The organism is Nocardia sp. NPDC056564 (genome assembly GCF_042793755.1).
In the GTDB taxonomy this organism is placed as follows: Bacteria; Actinomycetota; Actinomycetes; order Mycobacteriales; family Mycobacteriaceae; genus Nocardia.
Map to the genome: position 1 here is coordinate 494,589 of NZ_JBHTUR010000001.1, position 17,056 is coordinate 511,644.

General features: G+C 63.3%; 13 protein-coding genes. 12 read left to right on the plus strand and 1 reads right to left on the minus strand.

The window, feature by feature from the left end; translation table 11 throughout:
- The first annotated feature begins 290 nt into the window (after positions 1-290).
- The 11 genes from ACFQ9K_RS02270 to ACFQ9K_RS02320 all read left to right on the plus strand — a co-directional run bounded on the left by ACFQ9K_RS02270 (position 291) and on the right by ACFQ9K_RS02320 (position 14,719).
- Positions 291-2,432 (plus strand): hypothetical protein, encoded by a 2,142-nt coding sequence (locus tag ACFQ9K_RS02270; protein ID WP_378724175.1) that lies wholly within the window; start codon positions 291-293, stop codon positions 2,430-2,432.
- 9 nt (positions 2,433-2,441) lie between these two features.
- Positions 2,442-3,257, plus strand: a complete 816-nt coding sequence (locus ACFQ9K_RS02275) for a hypothetical protein (RefSeq protein WP_378724173.1) — start codon at positions 2,442-2,444, stop codon at positions 3,255-3,257.
- The gene (locus ACFQ9K_RS02280; RefSeq protein WP_378724170.1) at positions 3,250-4,899 is read left to right on the plus strand and encodes a hypothetical protein; all 1,650 of its coding nucleotides are present in this window, start codon (positions 3,250-3,252) and stop codon (positions 4,897-4,899) included. Before ACFQ9K_RS02275 ends, ACFQ9K_RS02280 begins: the two co-directional genes overlap by 8 nt.
- A 118-nt stretch (positions 4,900-5,017) precedes the next feature.
- Positions 5,018-6,430: a PPE domain-containing protein gene (locus ACFQ9K_RS02285; RefSeq protein ID WP_378724167.1), complete on the plus strand. Its 1,413-nt coding sequence runs from the start codon at positions 5,018-5,020 to the stop codon at positions 6,428-6,430.
- On the plus strand, positions 6,427-6,750 hold the full coding sequence (locus ACFQ9K_RS02290; RefSeq protein ID WP_378724164.1) for a hypothetical protein: 324 nt from the start codon (positions 6,427-6,429) through the stop codon (positions 6,748-6,750). Before ACFQ9K_RS02285 ends, ACFQ9K_RS02290 begins: the two co-directional genes overlap by 4 nt.
- 65 nt (positions 6,751-6,815) lie before the next feature.
- Complete coding sequence (locus ACFQ9K_RS02295; RefSeq protein WP_378724161.1) at positions 6,816-7,502, plus strand: hypothetical protein; 687 nt, start codon at positions 6,816-6,818, stop codon at positions 7,500-7,502.
- On the plus strand, positions 7,474-7,848 hold the full coding sequence (locus tag ACFQ9K_RS02300) for a hypothetical protein (RefSeq protein WP_378724158.1): 375 nt from the start codon (positions 7,474-7,476) through the stop codon (positions 7,846-7,848). Before ACFQ9K_RS02295 ends, ACFQ9K_RS02300 begins: the two co-directional genes overlap by 29 nt.
- A gap of 29 nt (positions 7,849-7,877) precedes the next feature.
- On the plus strand, positions 7,878-8,186 hold the full coding sequence (locus tag ACFQ9K_RS02305; protein ID WP_378724155.1) for a hypothetical protein: 309 nt from the start codon (positions 7,878-7,880) through the stop codon (positions 8,184-8,186).
- A 41-nt stretch (positions 8,187-8,227) separates the two neighbouring features.
- Positions 8,228-10,558, plus strand: a complete 2,331-nt coding sequence (locus tag ACFQ9K_RS02310; RefSeq protein WP_378724152.1) for a hypothetical protein — start codon at positions 8,228-8,230, stop codon at positions 10,556-10,558.
- 62 nt (positions 10,559-10,620) lie between these two features.
- A complete protein-coding gene (locus ACFQ9K_RS02315) occupies positions 10,621-12,507 on the plus strand; it encodes a type VII secretion target (RefSeq protein WP_378724149.1) in 1,887 nt (628 codons plus the stop codon).
- A 259-nt stretch (positions 12,508-12,766) separates the two neighbouring features.
- Positions 12,767-14,719 (plus strand): hypothetical protein, encoded by a 1,953-nt coding sequence (locus ACFQ9K_RS02320; RefSeq protein ID WP_378982691.1) that lies wholly within the window; start codon positions 12,767-12,769, stop codon positions 14,717-14,719.
- A 77-nt stretch (positions 14,720-14,796) separates the two neighbouring features.
- On the opposite strand, the gene ACFQ9K_RS02325 is transcribed toward ACFQ9K_RS02320, so the two are convergent.
- A complete protein-coding gene (locus ACFQ9K_RS02325) occupies positions 14,797-15,900 on the minus strand; it encodes a hypothetical protein (protein WP_378718334.1) in 1,104 nt (367 codons plus the stop codon).
- 370 nt (positions 15,901-16,270) lie between these two features.
- Between ACFQ9K_RS02325 and ACFQ9K_RS02330 the strand changes: the two genes are divergently transcribed.
- Complete coding sequence (locus ACFQ9K_RS02330; protein WP_378982694.1) at positions 16,271-17,053, plus strand: C40 family peptidase; 783 nt, start codon at positions 16,271-16,273, stop codon at positions 17,051-17,053.
- The last annotated feature ends 3 nt before the right edge of the window (positions 17,054-17,056 follow it).

Genomic DNA, 17,056 nt, shown 5'->3' on the forward strand with positions numbered 1-17,056 from the left:
CCGGCCGTAACGTTGTGGGTATTTTGGTCTCTGCGCCGAATATGCGGTCATGATGGATCTCGCCGCTGTGACGTCGATCTCCGAACCGAAGAGGGTATCGTTCTGCATGGCTTGGGCAGGCGCTACGTCTTGAAGCAGGCGACCTGGGAACGAATCTCTTAGCTGCCGCGACGTCGGCGGCAGTACGCGTGTGCCGACCTCGGTTCCCATCGGTGGGAATCATTGACAATTAGTCGGACGGGAAAGGAATGTCCGATGGCTGTTGTCGTGGAACCGCATAGGTAATCGCTATGAGTCTGTTCGGTGACATCATCGGTTTTGCGGCGGGCGCGATCGGATTCGCGGTCGGCGGGCCGGTGGGGGCCGCGCTCCTCGGGGGAGTGGTCGGCGGCGTGATCAACGGCATCGAGCATGACTGGGACTTCGGCTCGGTGATGGAGGGAGTCGGTCTGGGGGCTGCGGGTGGGTTGATCGGCGGTGGGGTAGGGGGGCTGGGCTTCAAAACCGCATTCAAGAGTGGTATCCGCCTGAGCAAGGCGAGCGTGAACGGTGGGGTTCGCGGCTTGTTCAACAACGGTGTCCGCGGGGCACTTCCTAACGCGTGGCGAGGCGCTCAGGAGCCGATGACGCACAGTTTTGGTGGGATGATCAGCGCGGGTTTCGGGCCGAAGAGGGCCATCGACGCCCCAGGCATGATTGAAGACTTCTTTCATCAGATAGCCGGTTATCCAGAGATTTCGACGATTTCAATTTCACCGAAAAACGCTCCACCGGACATGCCGTTGGTGTATATGCCAGACCCTAACCATATGCCGAGTGGTGTGCAGTTTTCGCGTAATGCGCAAGCGCATTACGACCCGCCGGTGTACCAGCTGCTGATGGGGAACTGGGTATGCCTCGGGTCGGGTCCGAAACCGGACAAACCCGAGAATCTTTGGGCGATTCCGGCGATCAAAGGTGCAGAGCTGGCGCATATAGCCAATTATCCGCAACTGATCGCGTCATTGGAGGATGTATACAAGAAAATCTGTGACGCTGACGGTGCGGTGGCGACCGTTATCGAAAGGGCGGCGGATCTTTCGAAGGACGGGCGAAAACAGATCGGCGACCTGATCAATCGACTCGCCGGGTGGGCCAAGACCAATCCTGCCGATATGGGCAAGATCGGGCAATATATCGAGGCAAAGGAGTGGACTCCTGATGCGATACCGACCGACAGCGACGGCGCATTGAGCGAGGACACCCTCGCGATGACCATTATTGCCTCGGTGACAATCGCCTCTTCGAAGATTATGCAGAGCCTTTCCGACAAAGCAGAGGAATACGCTGCCACAGTCGACGACCAGAAGCCATCGTCCAATGAGAACCCTGGACCATCGCTCGGCGAGGATCCGAAGAACGATCCACAGCAAGACCCGAAGCAGCCACCACCGCCGCCTGAGATCCTGGCGTCGGGTGACCCCAACGCACCTCGCGATATGGCTGTAAACCTCGCAGCCGATTCCACGCCTTTGCCCGAGCCCTGGGAATGGGAGGATGTCGGTTCGCGCGCGGGCAACGAGCACGCAGAGATCGGTGCTGACCAGCCAACTACGCCGGTCCTTCCGCCAGCTGCGTCCACGCCTTCTCCTTCGGTTGCGTCAGTTGCGGACCCGGCAACGCCGCCGAACACACCATCGCAGCCGATGACCGGGTCGGCAGTACCGCCCGGTTTCGGCGACTACGGCCTGCCCGCACAGCTGCGGCAGCCTCCGAGGGTGACAGATTCCGGCCCGCGGCGGCCCACGGTGGCGTCCGACCATGCGCACACTACCGATCGACGGGTAGTGGCCGGCCAGACCCGGGACGGTGTGCCGCAATCGTCGGCGGGCACGACTGCGCAGCCCTCGACGGCACAGCAGTCGGCGGCGCCCGATAAGGCCGCGAAGACCACCGGGAGTCCGGTTTCCGCTCCGGTTCGTGCGCAGAATGCCGACGAAAAGGGGGTCCCGTACATGTTCCCCGATGGTCGCGTGCAGATTGTTTCGGTAATTGTCCGACAGGCGCTCACAGTCGCATTCAGCAACATGGCAGGGACTGACGCGAGGGCGGCCTACGCCACGACGTCACTTCCGCTGCCCGTTGGAGACGAGATCGGTTCACGCGTGGACCCCTATCAGTTGGATACCGGTGACGTCGCGGTATGGATCGACGACGCCGGCGTCCGGCACCTGGCGTTGATGGCTGTCTTCCGCGGAGACGCGGGTACCTCTGCGGAGGCGATCATCAACGGCACGCTGCGGCCATTCAGCGCCGAAACGATCGGGCAGCAACTAGGTTTCGGAGTCTTCGACGGCTTTTCCCATCCAAAAGGTATCGAGATACCGGCGCCCGGCCAGGGCGCATCGAGTGCTGTCTCGATTCCACCAGAGTCTATCCCGGTTTCGGCATAAGGAGGCCACATGTCTAGCGAGGTTTTGGGAGCTCTTGTAAATCTGGCTGCTACAGGGCTCATGGGTAAAAAGGCCGGATGGGTCAAGCAGCTCGCTCTTGGGGCGGGCAGTGGTGCCGTCGGCGGAGCTCTCAATGAAGCCATCAGCGGGCATACTGATCTTGAGCATCTCGCGACCGGTACCTGGACCGGTGCTGCGGGTGGTGCCGTTGGTACAGGCTTAGGCATGCTCATCGGAAAAGGCGCCTCGATCAATAGCTTGAAGAATGTTGTCAGCCAAGCTGAGTCATCGGCTGAAAAGTTGACAAGGAATTTGGCGACCGCAAAGGCTGATCTGTCGACTGCCACGGATAATGTGGCAAAGGCTGCCAAAGATCTTAATAGTGCGACTTCGGCGAAGGCGAAGGCGCAGGCGCAGAAGGCTCTGGATGCAGCCGAAGCCGAAAAGGCGGCAGCCGAAGATACCGTCAAGCAGAGTCAAATCGCGGTCGATGATGCTGCTAAAAACGCCCCGAAGGGAGTTGGCGCTCTGAAGGGTGCGCAGAAAGCGTTCCCCGTCGGCACCGCGAAGACTCAGACGGGTGAGAAAACAGTGTTTCCCGACGGTATCGGGATGAAGTTGACGAGGGCTTTCGGGTCGCTAGGTGCGGTCGAAATCTCTGAACCGGGTTCAGATCCTGCTAAGCCTACTGGTCCCAGCCCTGGCACACCCGCCGGGGGCGTCCCTGGTGGGGTGGTCGTTCCTCCTCCGGATCTGGAGTGGGCTGGGGCTGGCGCTGCCGGGGACCTTTTCGGCACAGCGCCCTTTGTGGGGCACAATGGCTAATTCGAAGGACGGCTTTCTGGCCCAGCCGGTCAAGTTGAGCCCCAAACTCAAAAATTGGTATTCTGGCCCTACTGATTCGCTGGCCAGTTGGATGGTCGCGGTATATAAAGGATACGGCTATATGAAAAAGCCGCAGGACGTGCCCCACACGGAGGTTCCTGCGGTACGTCCGATGCGGCTCGAGGGTGCGCAGCAATCCGCCGCCATAACCGCCTATCAGGATGCTGTCGCTCGTATCGGAACCGCGTCCGACCGCTTCAACAAACTGCATACTGACATGGTGTCGGCGATTTCTGACCTGAACGAGATCAAAAAGCGCGGACAGGACGATATCGGCAAGCTGATCAAGGCGATAAACCAAGTAGTATCCGGAATCATGGTCGACCCGTCGGGCGGCGAAACACTCGATAGCGTATTCCTCGACCTGATTGCACAAGCGACGGCGAAAGTACAAGACAACGTCGATAAGGGTACCGACGGAGTCGATGACACCCAAAAGCGCTTGGCGGCGCTCGAGGCGGCGCTCAAGCAACCGTCGAATCCAAATATCCCGAATCCAAATATCCCGAATCCCAACCAGCCGAATCCCAACCAGCCGAATCCGCTTGATCCGAATCTGAATAAGCCCCAGAACCCCTCCTTCGACGGCTTGGACAAGCTGACAGGCAACCCGAGCGGGCTAGATAAGTCGACTGGTGCGCCGCCGAACAATCCCGATTCGGATCTGCAGCGGGCTATTGACCAGATCACTCGGCAGGGGGCGAATTCTCCGATATCCGCGCCGATGACGCCGCCCTCTTCGCCGTTCGGTGCGGGCATGGACCCGAACTCGTGGATGAATCAGCTTGCCCAGCAAGACATGATACGCAGGCTCAACGGTGACAACCCGATGGACCACCGCCCGCAGATCGATCCACCATCGCCGCAACGGCCGCCCACCCAAGCGCAGCCGCCGAGCACCCGCCAGGCGCCGTCGACGCCGTGGTCGAACAACGGCAATCCGGCGACGACTAACGGTAACCCGGCAACACCTGCGCAGCAGGCCGGTACGCCGACAAACGTGTCGTCGTCGCAGTCGGGAGCGCCAGGCACTACCCGAATTCCGGCCGCCGATGGCAGCGTGCTGTACACCTATCCGCCGCCGGAAACTCGTTCTCAGCGCGTGTCGGCGGTGGTCGCACAGGCACTGGACGCGGCGTTCGCCAACCACGACGCGACCGACGCGCAGAGTGCCTACAAGTCGACGAAGGCGAAATGGTCGGACAACAAGCAGATCGGTGACCGTGTCGATCCCAATCAGTTGATGACCGGCGATGTCGCGATCTGGGACCGCAATACGGCGCTGGTCGTCGTGTTCGGTCCGGATCAGGGCGGCACCCTCGAGGTCATCGTGAAAGGCAAGAAGCAGTCGCTGGCGGACCTGATGGCGAGCAACGACACGCAACCACCCGGGGTGGCGACACCCGGCGACGGAAAGCAGTCGCCTTCGACCGAGACATCGAGCGACAGTAGTGAATTCGGCGACTTCCTCGGCTTCGCGCACCCACCCGGCATCGAAATTGCCGGATCCGGTGATCCGGCTGTTGCCGTACCGCCGGCCGGGGATCCGTCCGCGAGTATGCCGGCCGTGACGTCGGCATGATCGGGCGTGTATGGAGGTTGTGATGGCACTGAATGTCGATCCTCGGGAGCTTGTCGAGGTCGCGTCGAGGCTCGCGTCGCACGTGCGGGAAACCGGAACGGCGATCCCGAAAGGATGGGTGACCCCAGCGGGTGCCGATCCGAATTCCGCGTACTTTGTCCCGCATCTGAACACCCGAACGGCTGCCTTGATCAACAACGTGTTGGGCTCGCTCGGCGATGTGCACAGCATCGCGCACCACGTCGGTGGTTCTGCGGTGGACTACAGCACGACCGACGACGAGAACGCTCGCTCGATCGGGCGTGCCGGGAGTGATCTGGTCACCAATCCCGTGGGTGGAATGCCGCGGTTCACCCCGCGCGAGCCGCCAGCCGGACCGCCGCGCTCCGTGGAATCCGTAGACTCGCTGACCTTCGCGCGGCAATTGCGTACCGGACCGGGGACGGGGCCTGCCGGTCGGTTCGCCGACGCGCTCCGCAACTTCGGCCGTGGCCTTCGGACGGACTCGGCGGCCGAACTCGACAGCGCGGGAAGGAGACTGCAGAACTGGACGCCAGTCGGCACGGCGGCGGCGGAATCGCTTGGCCGGCAGCGCAACCGGTTGAGCCAGCTCGCCGGTGAGTTCGACGAGCTGGCCGACGGTGTCGACCGCTATCGCTCGGCCTTCGATACAGCGAAGGCCAAGCATCCGACGCCGGAGGAGATCATTGCCACACGCAAGGAGCTCGTGGCCGCGATGCGATCGAAGAACGAGGTTCGGACGCAGAAGGCGCTCGCCGAATTCCAGGAACAGAACGCCCGCTCCACCGATGCCATCACCGGCTACTCCACGGCGGTCGGCGCGAACTTGCCGATGGCAAGCAATTCGGCCACAGGCGCAACGGCCGCTGCGGCTGGTGGCGCCAGCGGCAGCAGCCCGGACATGAGCATGCTGTCCTCGCTGCTTCCCGCGCTGATGAGCGCGATGACCTCGGCCGCGCCGCTGAGCCAATCCCTCAATGCCCCAAACGATCCGACCGAGACCGGCTATGGCTCCTACGATGGTGTGCCGGACTATGCCGACTACGCGGATTCCGGAACACCATCGGTCAGCGATATCAGCGGCCCGTCGGACATCAGTGCGGGTATCCCGGACGTCGCTTCGTCGACTGCCGCACCGAGCACGTTCAACGTCGCCCCGATGCCATCGGTTACCCCGCTGACGGGAACGCCCACGACCGCGAATTCCTCTTTCGCCCAACGCGCTTCGGTGATCGAGCCGTTGTCGACGGCATCGGCTCAGGCCGCCGCCGCCCAACGCTCGGGTCAGCCGATGATGCCGTACATGCCGATGGCTCCAGGGATGGGCGGTGCGGGTGGCGCGGGCGATCGCAACCGCGTCGTGGCCTGGCATCCCGATCGGCTGATGTATGTCGACGACACTCCGCACACCGAGCAGGTGATCGGGGAGCGGCCGTCGATCGCGCCGACGGTCACGCCCGCCACCCCGAACCCCGCACAGGCTCCAACCCAATCCGGAGGTAGCGCATGAGCAGCATCCATCCCGACGTGCAGGCGGCCCTCGATGCCGCACGCGATCTACGTCATCGGATCGCCGAACTACGCGAGAACATCGACAATATTCGCGCGCGCAGGCCGTCACCGAGCGGCGCGGTCATTCCGGAAGTCGACGCCATGGGGCGGCTGACCGGGCTGTATCTGACCCCGGGTACCACCGATCGGTTCACCAGCCAGGAACTCGTCACCGAGATCATGGCCGCGATCAAGGAAAGCACCGCCGATGCGGCACGGCAGTATCGGGTGATCATGGACACCGTGCCGGATCCGGCCGACTTCATGGAACCGCAATGACCGAGCAGGGCGGCGTCACCGTCGCCGACACGGTGCGTTGGTTGCACGACGAGGGTTTGGCGAGATTGGCCGCCGTCGCCGGCCGGGCACCGCAGCCCTTCGCGGCGTACACCATCGACGTTGCGAACGGCGCTGTCAATGCGCATCCGGCGACCGCGAGTACGGGGTCGGACGTGATGACACTCGCGGCCGATGACCTGCCCTACCCCATCGGTTCACCGAAGCGATTGGTGGTCATCGGTGTGACGACCAATGAGGCGGTGCTCGTGGTGGATCTCGGCGAAATCCGTGCGATCGCGGTAAACGCGGATCGTCCGGACATCGTCGCGCGCGCTTGGGTGCTGCAATTGCTGCTTAATTCGGAGATCTCGCTGACCACGAACTGCGCGGGGCTCTCGGTCTCGGGTAGCCGCAGAATTCGCCAGAGTTTCATGCCGGGGGTGGCGACCGAGCTCGTCAATGTCGACGACAAACGTCCGCCGATCACGACGGTCAGTCTCAACCCGCCGACCGATGGACCGGACCACCTGGAGGTCGACCAGGACGGCACCGGGGAGTTATACCTCGGCGCCCGCTTCTGGAGCCTGCGCCAAGTCATGACAGTCAGCGATGCCGTCTGGAAATCACTTGTGGAGCAGTTGGAGTCGGCGGACGCGCCGACCGCTCCCGAGCCGGTACCGAATACCGATCCGACACCCGACGAACAGCCCGAGGAGCAGACCGATGACCGATATGTACCCCAACGACCCTGACGATATCGAATTCGGGGAGCTGGTCGCCGCTGCGGTAGAACCTGACTGGGGCAGCCTGATCTATGAGGTCTTCAACCTCGACCGCACGGCGGGTGTCGCCTGTAACCGGGACGGCGAGGTGGTCGGGATGCACCTCAGTGACGAGGCGCGCGACAACGGCGACATATGGCTGGCCGATCAGCTGTTGCGGCTCGCCCGGCTCGCGCATATGAAGTCCCGGGTGGGTTTGCGCGCGGAGATGGAATACAACGGCACCCGGTCCTACACGGTCGACGCGTTCGACTTGCCGACGGAGGCGACCTATCGAGCCGCGGAGGAAGCCGAATTCGGCGCGAGCACGACCTGACGAGGACGACCCGACAGACAGGATTCGACATGCTCGACATGGACGAAGCCGGCGAGGTCATCGCCGCGGCGGGTCGGTTCACGCTCGCTATCGACGCGGTCAATGGCAGGGTGGCTCGTGCGGTCAGCAGTTTCGTGACCGATCGCGGCGCCACCTCACTGCTGGACAATGCGATGACGGCGAAGACGGACTGGATCAGGGCTGCATTCGGCATAGCGGTGGGGGAAAGTGATCATCGAGCCGAGTCGCTGTATCAACACGCGACGCATGTTGTGAACGCGCTCGAGGCGACGGACGCGCGCGGTGCCGCCCAGCTACCTCGAGCTGGGACGGGCTGATCATCGTGTGGGAACCCGAGCCCGTCGGCCCCTACTGGGACATGATCGTCGGTACGAACTGGCCCGCTATCTCGCCTGCGTACTGGCGTGCGATGGAGCGGGTCGCGCGCGACAACGCCGCTGGCCTCGACTTCGAACGAGTTGATCAAGCGCGCAACGCATTCGATGACCGGGTCCGGTCCAGTGCCGGTCTGCAGTCGATCAAGGATGACATGCGGTCCCAGCAAGACACACAGCGCGCGTTCGCCGACGCGCTGACCGCCGCGGCCGACACCTTCGGTGATTTCGCGGTGCTCGTCGACCGGACGCGCAACCAAATCCTGGACATCGTAGACCGGGCTACCAGGGATATCTCGGAGGCCGATGATTCGGGAAGCGGTGGGACAAGTTCGGAGTCGCAGGAGATGGCTGCGAGACTTCTGGAGGGCGCTCGACATGAGGTCGCGGATGTGGTGCGCAACTCGTCGAATGCGATCAATCTGACGAACCTGCCGGGACTGAAGAGAATCGCTGACGCGCTGGCGCAACCGAGCCCATGGGCAGCCGGGCACGATACCGAGACGGTCGGGCAGCCGTCGAATGGGCACAGATCCGCTCTCGGGAGAGGCCGATCGGACAAGCCTCTGCTTCACAGAACGCTTTTCGGCACCGGATCCCCGCCTACCGTTGACGATGTGGACGGCACGACGCCAAGGGATGAATCGGCACTTCCTGTCGAGTCAGGGGACGGTACAGCGCATTCCTCAGTAAGCGTTGTGTCCAGCGAACGGGCTGACCCGCTTGGGGTAGACCTCTCCCGCCCTGCTGATGTGGCTGGCCCCCTCTCGGGTCGGGCGACGATGGAAAGTGATGTGTCGGCTGCGGTCCTCGGACCACGAAATCCCAAGGACGCAATGACTTCCGGTGAGAACGAGATGGAACTCGGCAGGGCGAAGCATGCAACAGACGACGGATCGGTGGAGGCCTTTGCTCATGATGGCCTTGTGACGACACCAGCTGCCGGCCCGAGACCTATCACCGATGAGACCCGGGTGACGTCTGGTATGGAGGCCTCCCAACAGGTTCCGCCGGCCGTCGCTGGCCTGTTGCCCCCGGCCGAGGGGATATCAATGACCGCAGCGACGCGGACCACAGCCGGGACACAACAGTCGACCAGCGGTTCGGCGGCGGCTTCGACCGATTCGCATGCGCCACCGACACAACCGCGAGGCCAAGCGACGCGGGCGACGGCCGGGTTGTTCGCACACACATCGGCTATCTTCGCCTCGAACGGGAAATCTCAGGTGCCGCAGCGTTACCCGCAGCAGAACGATGAGGCAAGAGAGTCATCCGGCGGCGACGTCGTCCGGGCCGCGGTCGGCGCTGCGATGGCAGCCGCGGCGGCACCTGCGCACCTGGTGGGGGATCATGCCGACGGAGATTTGGTACTGGCGCGGACATTACTGGCCGGAGTGCTCGATGTGACAGGCGCATCGGTCGCGGGGTTGCAGTGGGCAGTGCTGGTATTGCGGCACGACAACCACGTGACCCCTCTTTTGACCTCCAACGAAGGCAGAGGCTGGATTCCGGCAGGATTATTGCTGCCCCGTGCGGTGTCAACGCCCTGGGTCTGGGACGTTGCGGATACCGAATGGGAGGGCATCGCCGATCCGGCGCGCGTGCTCGCCGAATTCGCGACGGTGTTCGGACCCGATCGGGGTGCTCGGATGTCGGCCCTGGCTTCGTCGCTACCGATCGATCACAGGCTGTGCAGACAGTTGAGCGGGGTGTCTTTGGCAGGCGAAGTAAGCGCGGCCGCCGAGCTAGACCTGATAACGCCACAGCCGGGATTGATCGACCGGTTCGGTCTCATCGCGTCGCCGCAAGCAATCGAATATGTCGCGACTGTCGCACCTGAGGCGATCGGTGCGAAGTGCGCGGACCTGGCTTGGGACGCACATAGCCGGGTAGCAGGCGCCGGGCCGGCTCCGGCCCGATCCCTCGGTGCCGTAGACGTGCGCCAGCAGATTCTCTCAGCAAAACGTCGAGGCCGGGACGTCTCGGCAGATCAATGGGACGAGCTCAGGGAGATCGATGATCTCGTTGCGGCGTCGCAGTCACTCCATCGGTCGGACGTGTCGCGGTCGAGCCTCGGAGAATTGCGAGGCGGCCGGCCTCGTAGCGGCGCTTCGGATTTGTCGGTAGTGCGCGATCTGACTTTTCAGCGCCGCTGCAATGAATTGGTATTGCTGCTGGCGGAGGAGCCGACTCGGCAGTGCCTGCGCGATTCTGTATACGCGCATGCGCACATTGCGCGCCACCCTTTCTTCACCACATCGACAGTGCCGAGCGATACGGCTCGGCCGCAGGTCACCGTCGCGCCCGATTGCTGAGCCTCCATGGATGGGAAGCCCCGACAATGGTCCTATCGGTGTTGGAAAGGATTTGATGGATCATGCCGGAAAGCATGAATATCGACCCTGCGGTGCTTCGTCAGCTGGCCCTCCAGCATGACCAGGTCGCGGACGATACCCGGAAATGGGCAGAGCGCCCCCAGGCCTGGCTCGATAGCTTTCTGGACACCTATGGACCGATCGCACAGCCGGTATTCGACGCTCTGAACCGTTATTACGATGCTCGGAAGCTGGCGGGCGACAAGCTGGCGGCCGATCACGACGGGACCGCGAAGGCACTGCGTGAGTCCGCTCGCGCCCTCGAAACTGCCGATGACGAGAGCGGTTCGTATATTCGGGCTGGAGGCGGCGCGCTCGGCGACCATGGCGGTCCGGCGAACGACCCCCTCCACCACCTTGTCGGCGCGGGCGTAGAAGAGTCGAAGCCTGACTCGATATCTACCGGACCAGCCGATCATCAGCCCTCGCTCAATGGACACGACCAAGGAAACGGCATCGCTTCTACGGTGCTCCCCACCGGCGCGCCGACTGCCGCGACGGACGGCGGCTACATGGCCGACAATGACGCGGTCGCCGGTCCGCAGGCTCGGACAGAGGGCGCGGACGGCGTCGCCGCTACGCATGGTGCCGCACCCACCGACGATCACGCCGCGCCGCAGGCGAGCGGCGTGCTGCCGCCAGGGTCAGTCGCGCCCGCTCCTCCGCTAGGACAGCCGATCACCGGTGGCCCGGACACCGGCGCACCGGCCGGTTCGGCGACCATGGATCCCGCGCCGCCGCTACCGGTCCCGACGCCGTTCGCGGCCGCGGTGGCGGCCGCCAAGGACAAGCAGGCCGAGTCGGCCCACGCCATCGGCGACGAGGTTAACGACGATCTCATCGTCGCCCAAACGCTACTGGGTGGCGTGCTCGCCGCAGTCGACTCGCCATTCGGTATGGCATGGGCGGTCGCCGTTATACGCGGACCTGATGGTGCGGGCGTCTTCATCACCTCGAATGAAGGCCGCGGCTGGCTACCAGCTGGGCTGTTTCTGCCAAGGATTGTGTCGACGCCATGGCTGTGGGACGAGATGCTCGGCGAGGACGGTGCTGCGGGTTGGGAAGGCGTGGCCGACCCTGCGCGGGTGCTCGCCGAATTCACCTTGGTCTGGGGGCCGAAGGCCAATGCGGGACTGTCCGCGCTGGCTTCATCGGGACCGATCGGCGCTGGGCTGCGCACTCAATTCGGGGAAACTGCCATGGCCGACATGGTCGGACCGTCGCTCGGTGTCGATCTGCGCAACGCCACGGATGACACCACTGATCGGCTCGGCTTGATCGGCTCGGCGGACATGTTGGATCGCGCTGCGGAAACCGCGGATTCGGCGATTCGCGGCGCGTGCGTCGAATTGGCCCTCGACGCGCACGCCAGGCTTGCACGAACGGGTTCGAGTCCGGTCGAAGGGGCGGAATCACGGAGGTTGCGCGATCGGATTCTGGCGATGGCAGAGGCGAGTCAGCCGGTGCCGGCGGAGTGGTGGGAAGATTTGCGCGACAGCGACGGACTGCTGATCGCTTCGATGCTTTCGCAGCGCATCGACGCGGGGCAGGTCGGTCTCGGCGAACTGCGTATTGCCGACGAGGGGTCGGCACTGCGCGCGCTGGTGTTCGAGCGCCGATGCAACGAACTGGTGCTACTGCTTGCCGACGAGACGACCCGGCAGACGCTGCGCGACGCTGTGTACGCGTACGAGCAGATAGTCGGACATCCGCAGTTCGTAGAGATACCAGTCGCCATCTCGGTTCCGGAGACGGTCACGGCTACCGGGACCGATCGAACGGCCGAGGACGCCTCGGTTTCCGCACCCGACGCGCCGACAGTGCCGTCGCCAGGGGCAATCAGCGCACCTTCTTCGGCACCGCCGCCCGGGATGTCGATCGGATCATGAACAGCGTTGTGAAAGCGAGGAATACGATGTCCGAGGTCAGGACGGCTAGGGCGGGAATCACGATGGTGACGCGCGGGGCCGGGCACTCATGACAGGACCGAAGGTTCCTCACGTCGACCCAACGAGTGGGTGGGCACCCCCCTGGCTGTTGCCTGCCCCCCCAAGTCCCAAGCCGCTGGCCGGCACCGCTCACGGGTCGACCTTGGGGCAAGATCAACGCTTGGTTCCCGGAGCGCCCCTCACCAAGGGCGGCAATACCTTGACGCTGCAGCCGGACGGTACGTTGGTGCTGAACAATGCGGACCGGGGCGTCGTGCAGCAATGGACCTCGAAATTGCCGCCGGGCACCAATCCGAGCCAAGTGGCCGTTCAGGCTGCACCGGACGGTCGGCTCTATCTGTCCGATGGCCGCGGCAATAAAATCAGTGATTTTACCGACAGTGAAGGTAAACCGTTCGGCGGCGAACAGTCGAAGGCTGGCTTACTCGACTCGGTTGTGCGCACGGTGAAATCGATTGCCGACCGCGATTCCGTTGGACTGCTCGACGACGGTACGATTGCGGTGATGTCCGACGACCGGGCCGTTTCGGTATTATTCGAACCGAAGGTCAGCGATTTTCGATTTCCGTTGTACTACCCGTACGGTGCATCGGAGATGCTGCGTTTTGTCATCACCGTCGGTGAATTGCGGATCAACGAGTTGGTAGCCGCGTTGCGCGAGGGGCACGCGGACGAGCATCCGGAAGACTCCAAAGTGCTGGAGAAAGCGGGTATCGTCGATGCAACAAATCATTCGCTGATGACCGATAAGTATACATTACATCTCGCAGACATAAAGCAGGTCGCCAGTGATCTCCTGGCCAAAAATAAGAGCGTCGAGAAGGATACCAAAGAAGTTCCGAAAACAATCACCGATGGTTTGGGGGCTGTTGGAAATTTCGTCGGTGACTTGAAGGGTCAGCTGAAAGCGGCAGCGATAAACGTGAACGCTGCGCCCGCTGACGCATCGAAGCATGCGAACAAGATCTCTAAACCGGTCGAAGACAAACTTGTTCAGGCGATCGCGGACACCGTGTACAAGGTGCAGGACAAGGTGCAGTCCGTCGCGGACAAGCTGGCAAAGCTGGGTGCGCATGTCGAGAAAGAAAAGCCTCGGCCGGGCCCAGCCGGTCCTGGACCTGGCCCCGCGCCTGGACCGGCGCCTGGACCGGCGCCTGGACCGGCGCCAGGACCGGCGCCAGGAGGTCCGAACGATGTAATCGTCCCTGACCCAGACCATCGCCAACTCGTCGACGAGGCACTCGGCGACAACGGTGACCTGGACGACGCGGAGCCGGCGGCCGACAAGGCAGCGGTAACCGTCCCGGATCCGGCATCGAAAATTCAATCGGTAATCGAAAAACTCCAGAATGGAGGGTTGCCCAACGGGTCGATTCCCGGGAATGCCGGCATGCCGGCAGCCAATCCTGGGAGTAATCCTATGGCGTCGATGGCTGCGCTTCCGCAGATGATGGCCGGCCTGCCGCAGATGATGGCGAACCTGGCGAATCAGCAAAAGGCGCAGCAGCTCGATCCGAGCCGGATACCCGATCCTGGTGGACGACTGTATTCGAATGAGCTGCCGAAGGTGCCGTCGAATCCCTTCACGAATCCACCTCCGACGACAATGGCTGACGCGCCCACCGGGCCGAATGCGAATGCTGCGCCGACGCCGCCCACGCATGCGCCGAAGTCCATGGTTAATCTAAAAGTGGGCGATTTGGATTTGAAACAGTCGGTGCCCGCGTCGGTCGCTCAGGCGGTGAACAACCAATACAATAATCCTAATGGAATAGACGCGCTCGCGGCGTACGGCAATACGTCGTTGACCCCGGTTGACGGTACCCCACGGACCGGCGATGTGGTGCGGTGGGAGAACCCCGACAACGGTGCTGTTCGTACCGGTATCGTTGTTGTTACCGATGGGCATATGCAATTGGTCACCTATCACGATCTCGTTCAATTGCCGGACCCCGTTAATCCCTCAGACGCTGTCCGCAGCGTTATCCAAGCAGGCACCGGCGCGGATAGTAGCGCCCCGGTCAGATGCATGGGCTTCTTCCACCCAGGCAACGTCGATATGACCGGAACTGCCGACAACCCCGCGCCACCGCCGCCGGCCGCTGTGACTGCACCTGCAGCTCCCAAGCCTCCGGTGCCCGCGAAAGCGTGATTCGCAGGGGAACGAACAGGATTGGACAACGGGAATTCCGGACCAGTCGGTCGCTGAGCTGAGGGCTCGGCGGCCGGTCAAACGTCCTGTGGTTCGCTCGCGTCCGTTGCGCCCGATTCGGTCTCGCCTGCGGCATCTGCCTTGGCTGTTCGTGCCGGCGCGGTGTTCTGGCGGCGATGGACAGACGGCGCGGTTATCGGGCGCGCGAGCGGCGGGGGTGTCGGTGGTTTAGGGTCGCTCGACTTCGCGGGGTCTGCCGGTTTTCCTGGCGGATCGGCAAGCTTGGCCCCTGGGGCGAGTGGCGGTGCGGGGGGAGCGGCATCCGGGTTGACGGGGGCGGCATTGGGGTCGACCGGCGGCGGGCCCGGGTCAGCAGGCGGTGCGGAGTTGTCCGGTGCCGCAGTTGCAGGGTCGCCGTGGGCTTTGTTGTCGTCCTTATCGTCCTTGCCGTGCTTGTCCCCGGGCTTCTTCAATAACTCGGGCAGCAGCGACATCAGCGGAATAGCCGCCATCGGCAGCATCGCGATCATCGGCATCAGCGACGACAATAGATCGGGTCCGCCGCCCCCGCCCGCTGCTGGTTGCTGACCTGCCGGACTTGTGTTCTGGGGTGTGCCAGAATTCGAATTACCCGCCAGTTGGGTATTGAGCTGGTAGACCGCCATGACCCTGGCATACACCCGTTGGATCGTGTGGGCGATCGTGTCCATCAGCGGTATCTCGATGGCGACCTTCGCTTGCCGATTCGACGCCGCCTGCAGGAGCGGTTCCGCGTTCCGGAACGCGGCGTTGAGCGCGTCGACATCCTGCATGATGCTGCCCAGCGTCTGGTTCTGTTCGGCGGCAATCACATTCGAGGTGGTCACCACCTGCCGATCCATGGTGAGCAGGGCACCTTGCCTTGCATCAATTGCGCTGATTGTTTTCTGGTATTCCTCCGTGGCCTCACTCTGTCCGAGGTTGCGGTAAACAACAGGCTGCAGCAGATCCGCTACATCGGGCGGTGGCGTCGGCACGCCATGCCCGAGTAGATCGACAGCATCCTGAATTGCCGCGTCGGCCATTCCAACGAAGTGCACCAGTCCGATCGACGCGCCTTTCGGTGGCACGAGATCGACGCTGGCGTAATGCTTTGAAGCAGTCCGTTTCGAGACGTCGGCAGAGGCTGTTTTCGCCGCCATTGCTGCACCTGCCTCCTTGGATTCTTCCCCCGATTCTCACGCCTTCCCGGCTATGGGAAGGTGATTCGTTGCTTGCCAAATTCGCCCGCATACGTCCTATCCGTGGTCCCCAAAGTTGGGAAGGCATGGATTTTCATCGGTACCACAATGTTTGCACGGAATTGGAGGCGATTGTGATGCGCGAGGGCGGGTCGTACAGATGTCGCCGAGCGTGACGGGCGACACCGGCATGGTGCTTCGATCGTTGCTCGATCTCTACGGAGCTGGGCTACCGAGCAGTGGTGATGTGGCGGCCACGTCTCAGCAACACACGGCTGACCTGCGCACGCACGCCGGGGTCGGCGTCCAAGCATACGTGGGTGCCCTCGATATGCACACAGCAGTAGCGCAAGCCCAGGCAAGTCGTGACGGAGTCGTCCACGACACGGTAGCTGCGACCGGAGACGGGAGCCTCAACGGACGAAGCAGGCTGACCAACCATATCGCCGACTTCCAGTCGAGGGCACGAGCCATCGCCTCTGTCGGCGATGTGCGTTTCAGTGGTCCAGCGCTGCTCAATGTCGCACAGCAGGCTCTCGGAAGCGCGACCAAACAGGTGAATTCCGATGTCGCGGCGGTCCAACAGCAGGCCGCGCAGATCGTCCCGCCGCCTGCTCCGCAGACCTTGCCGCCGCGGCGGCGGGCTTCGGGCCGGCGACGCAGGCGAAACCGCCCGCGTTCGATTTCCCGTTCGCGTTTACCTCGCCAACGCACCCCGGTCCCCTCGGACGGGACCGCTGGCGGGCGGGCGGTCAGCGCGGCGAGTGGTTGGCTCGGCACCCCCTATATCTGGGGTGGCGGTGGTGCGAGCGGGCCGACCGCCGGCGGTTTCGACTGTTCGGGTTTGACCCAGTATGCGGTGGCGCAGGCCAGCAACGGCCAGGTCATCCTGCCGAGGACGACCTACGAGCAGATCCACAGCGGTGTCCGAATAAGCCCGCACGATGTACGCGCGGGTGATCTGGTATTTCCTGCCGACTCGTTCACCGCGCGGGGGCCGGAACACGTACAACTCGCCGCGGGAGACGGCATGGTCATCGAGGCGCCGCATTCCGGCTCAACGGTGAAATGGTCGCCGATGCCCGCCAACGTCGTGGTGGTGCGTGTCCTGTGACGG

Excerpts from the sequence above, each read along its gene's own strand:
- ACFQ9K_RS02270 (WP_378724175.1), top strand. The coding sequence starts at position 291 with ATGAGTCTGTTCGGTGACATCATCGGTTTTGCGGCGGGCGCGATCGGA.
- ACFQ9K_RS02275 (WP_378724173.1), top strand. The coding sequence starts at position 2,442 with ATGTCTAGCGAGGTTTTGGGAGCTCTTGTAAATCTGGCTGCTACAGGG.
- ACFQ9K_RS02280 (WP_378724170.1), top strand. The coding sequence starts at position 3,250 with ATGGCTAATTCGAAGGACGGCTTTCTGGCCCAGCCGGTCAAGTTGAGC.
- ACFQ9K_RS02290 (WP_378724164.1), top strand. The coding sequence starts at position 6,427 with ATGAGCAGCATCCATCCCGACGTGCAGGCGGCCCTCGATGCCGCACGC.
- ACFQ9K_RS02300 (WP_378724158.1), top strand. The coding sequence starts at position 7,474 with ATGACCGATATGTACCCCAACGACCCTGACGATATCGAATTCGGGGAG.
- ACFQ9K_RS02305 (WP_378724155.1), top strand. The coding sequence starts at position 7,878 with ATGCTCGACATGGACGAAGCCGGCGAGGTCATCGCCGCGGCGGGTCGG.
- ACFQ9K_RS02310 (WP_378724152.1), top strand. The coding sequence starts at position 8,228 with ATGATCGTCGGTACGAACTGGCCCGCTATCTCGCCTGCGTACTGGCGT.
- ACFQ9K_RS02315 (WP_378724149.1), top strand. The coding sequence starts at position 10,621 with ATGCCGGAAAGCATGAATATCGACCCTGCGGTGCTTCGTCAGCTGGCC.
- ACFQ9K_RS02325 (WP_378718334.1), bottom strand. The coding sequence starts at position 15,900 with ATGGCGGCGAAAACAGCCTCTGCCGACGTCTCGAAACGGACTGCTTCA.
- ACFQ9K_RS02330 (WP_378982694.1), top strand. The coding sequence starts at position 16,271 with ATGCACACAGCAGTAGCGCAAGCCCAGGCAAGTCGTGACGGAGTCGTC.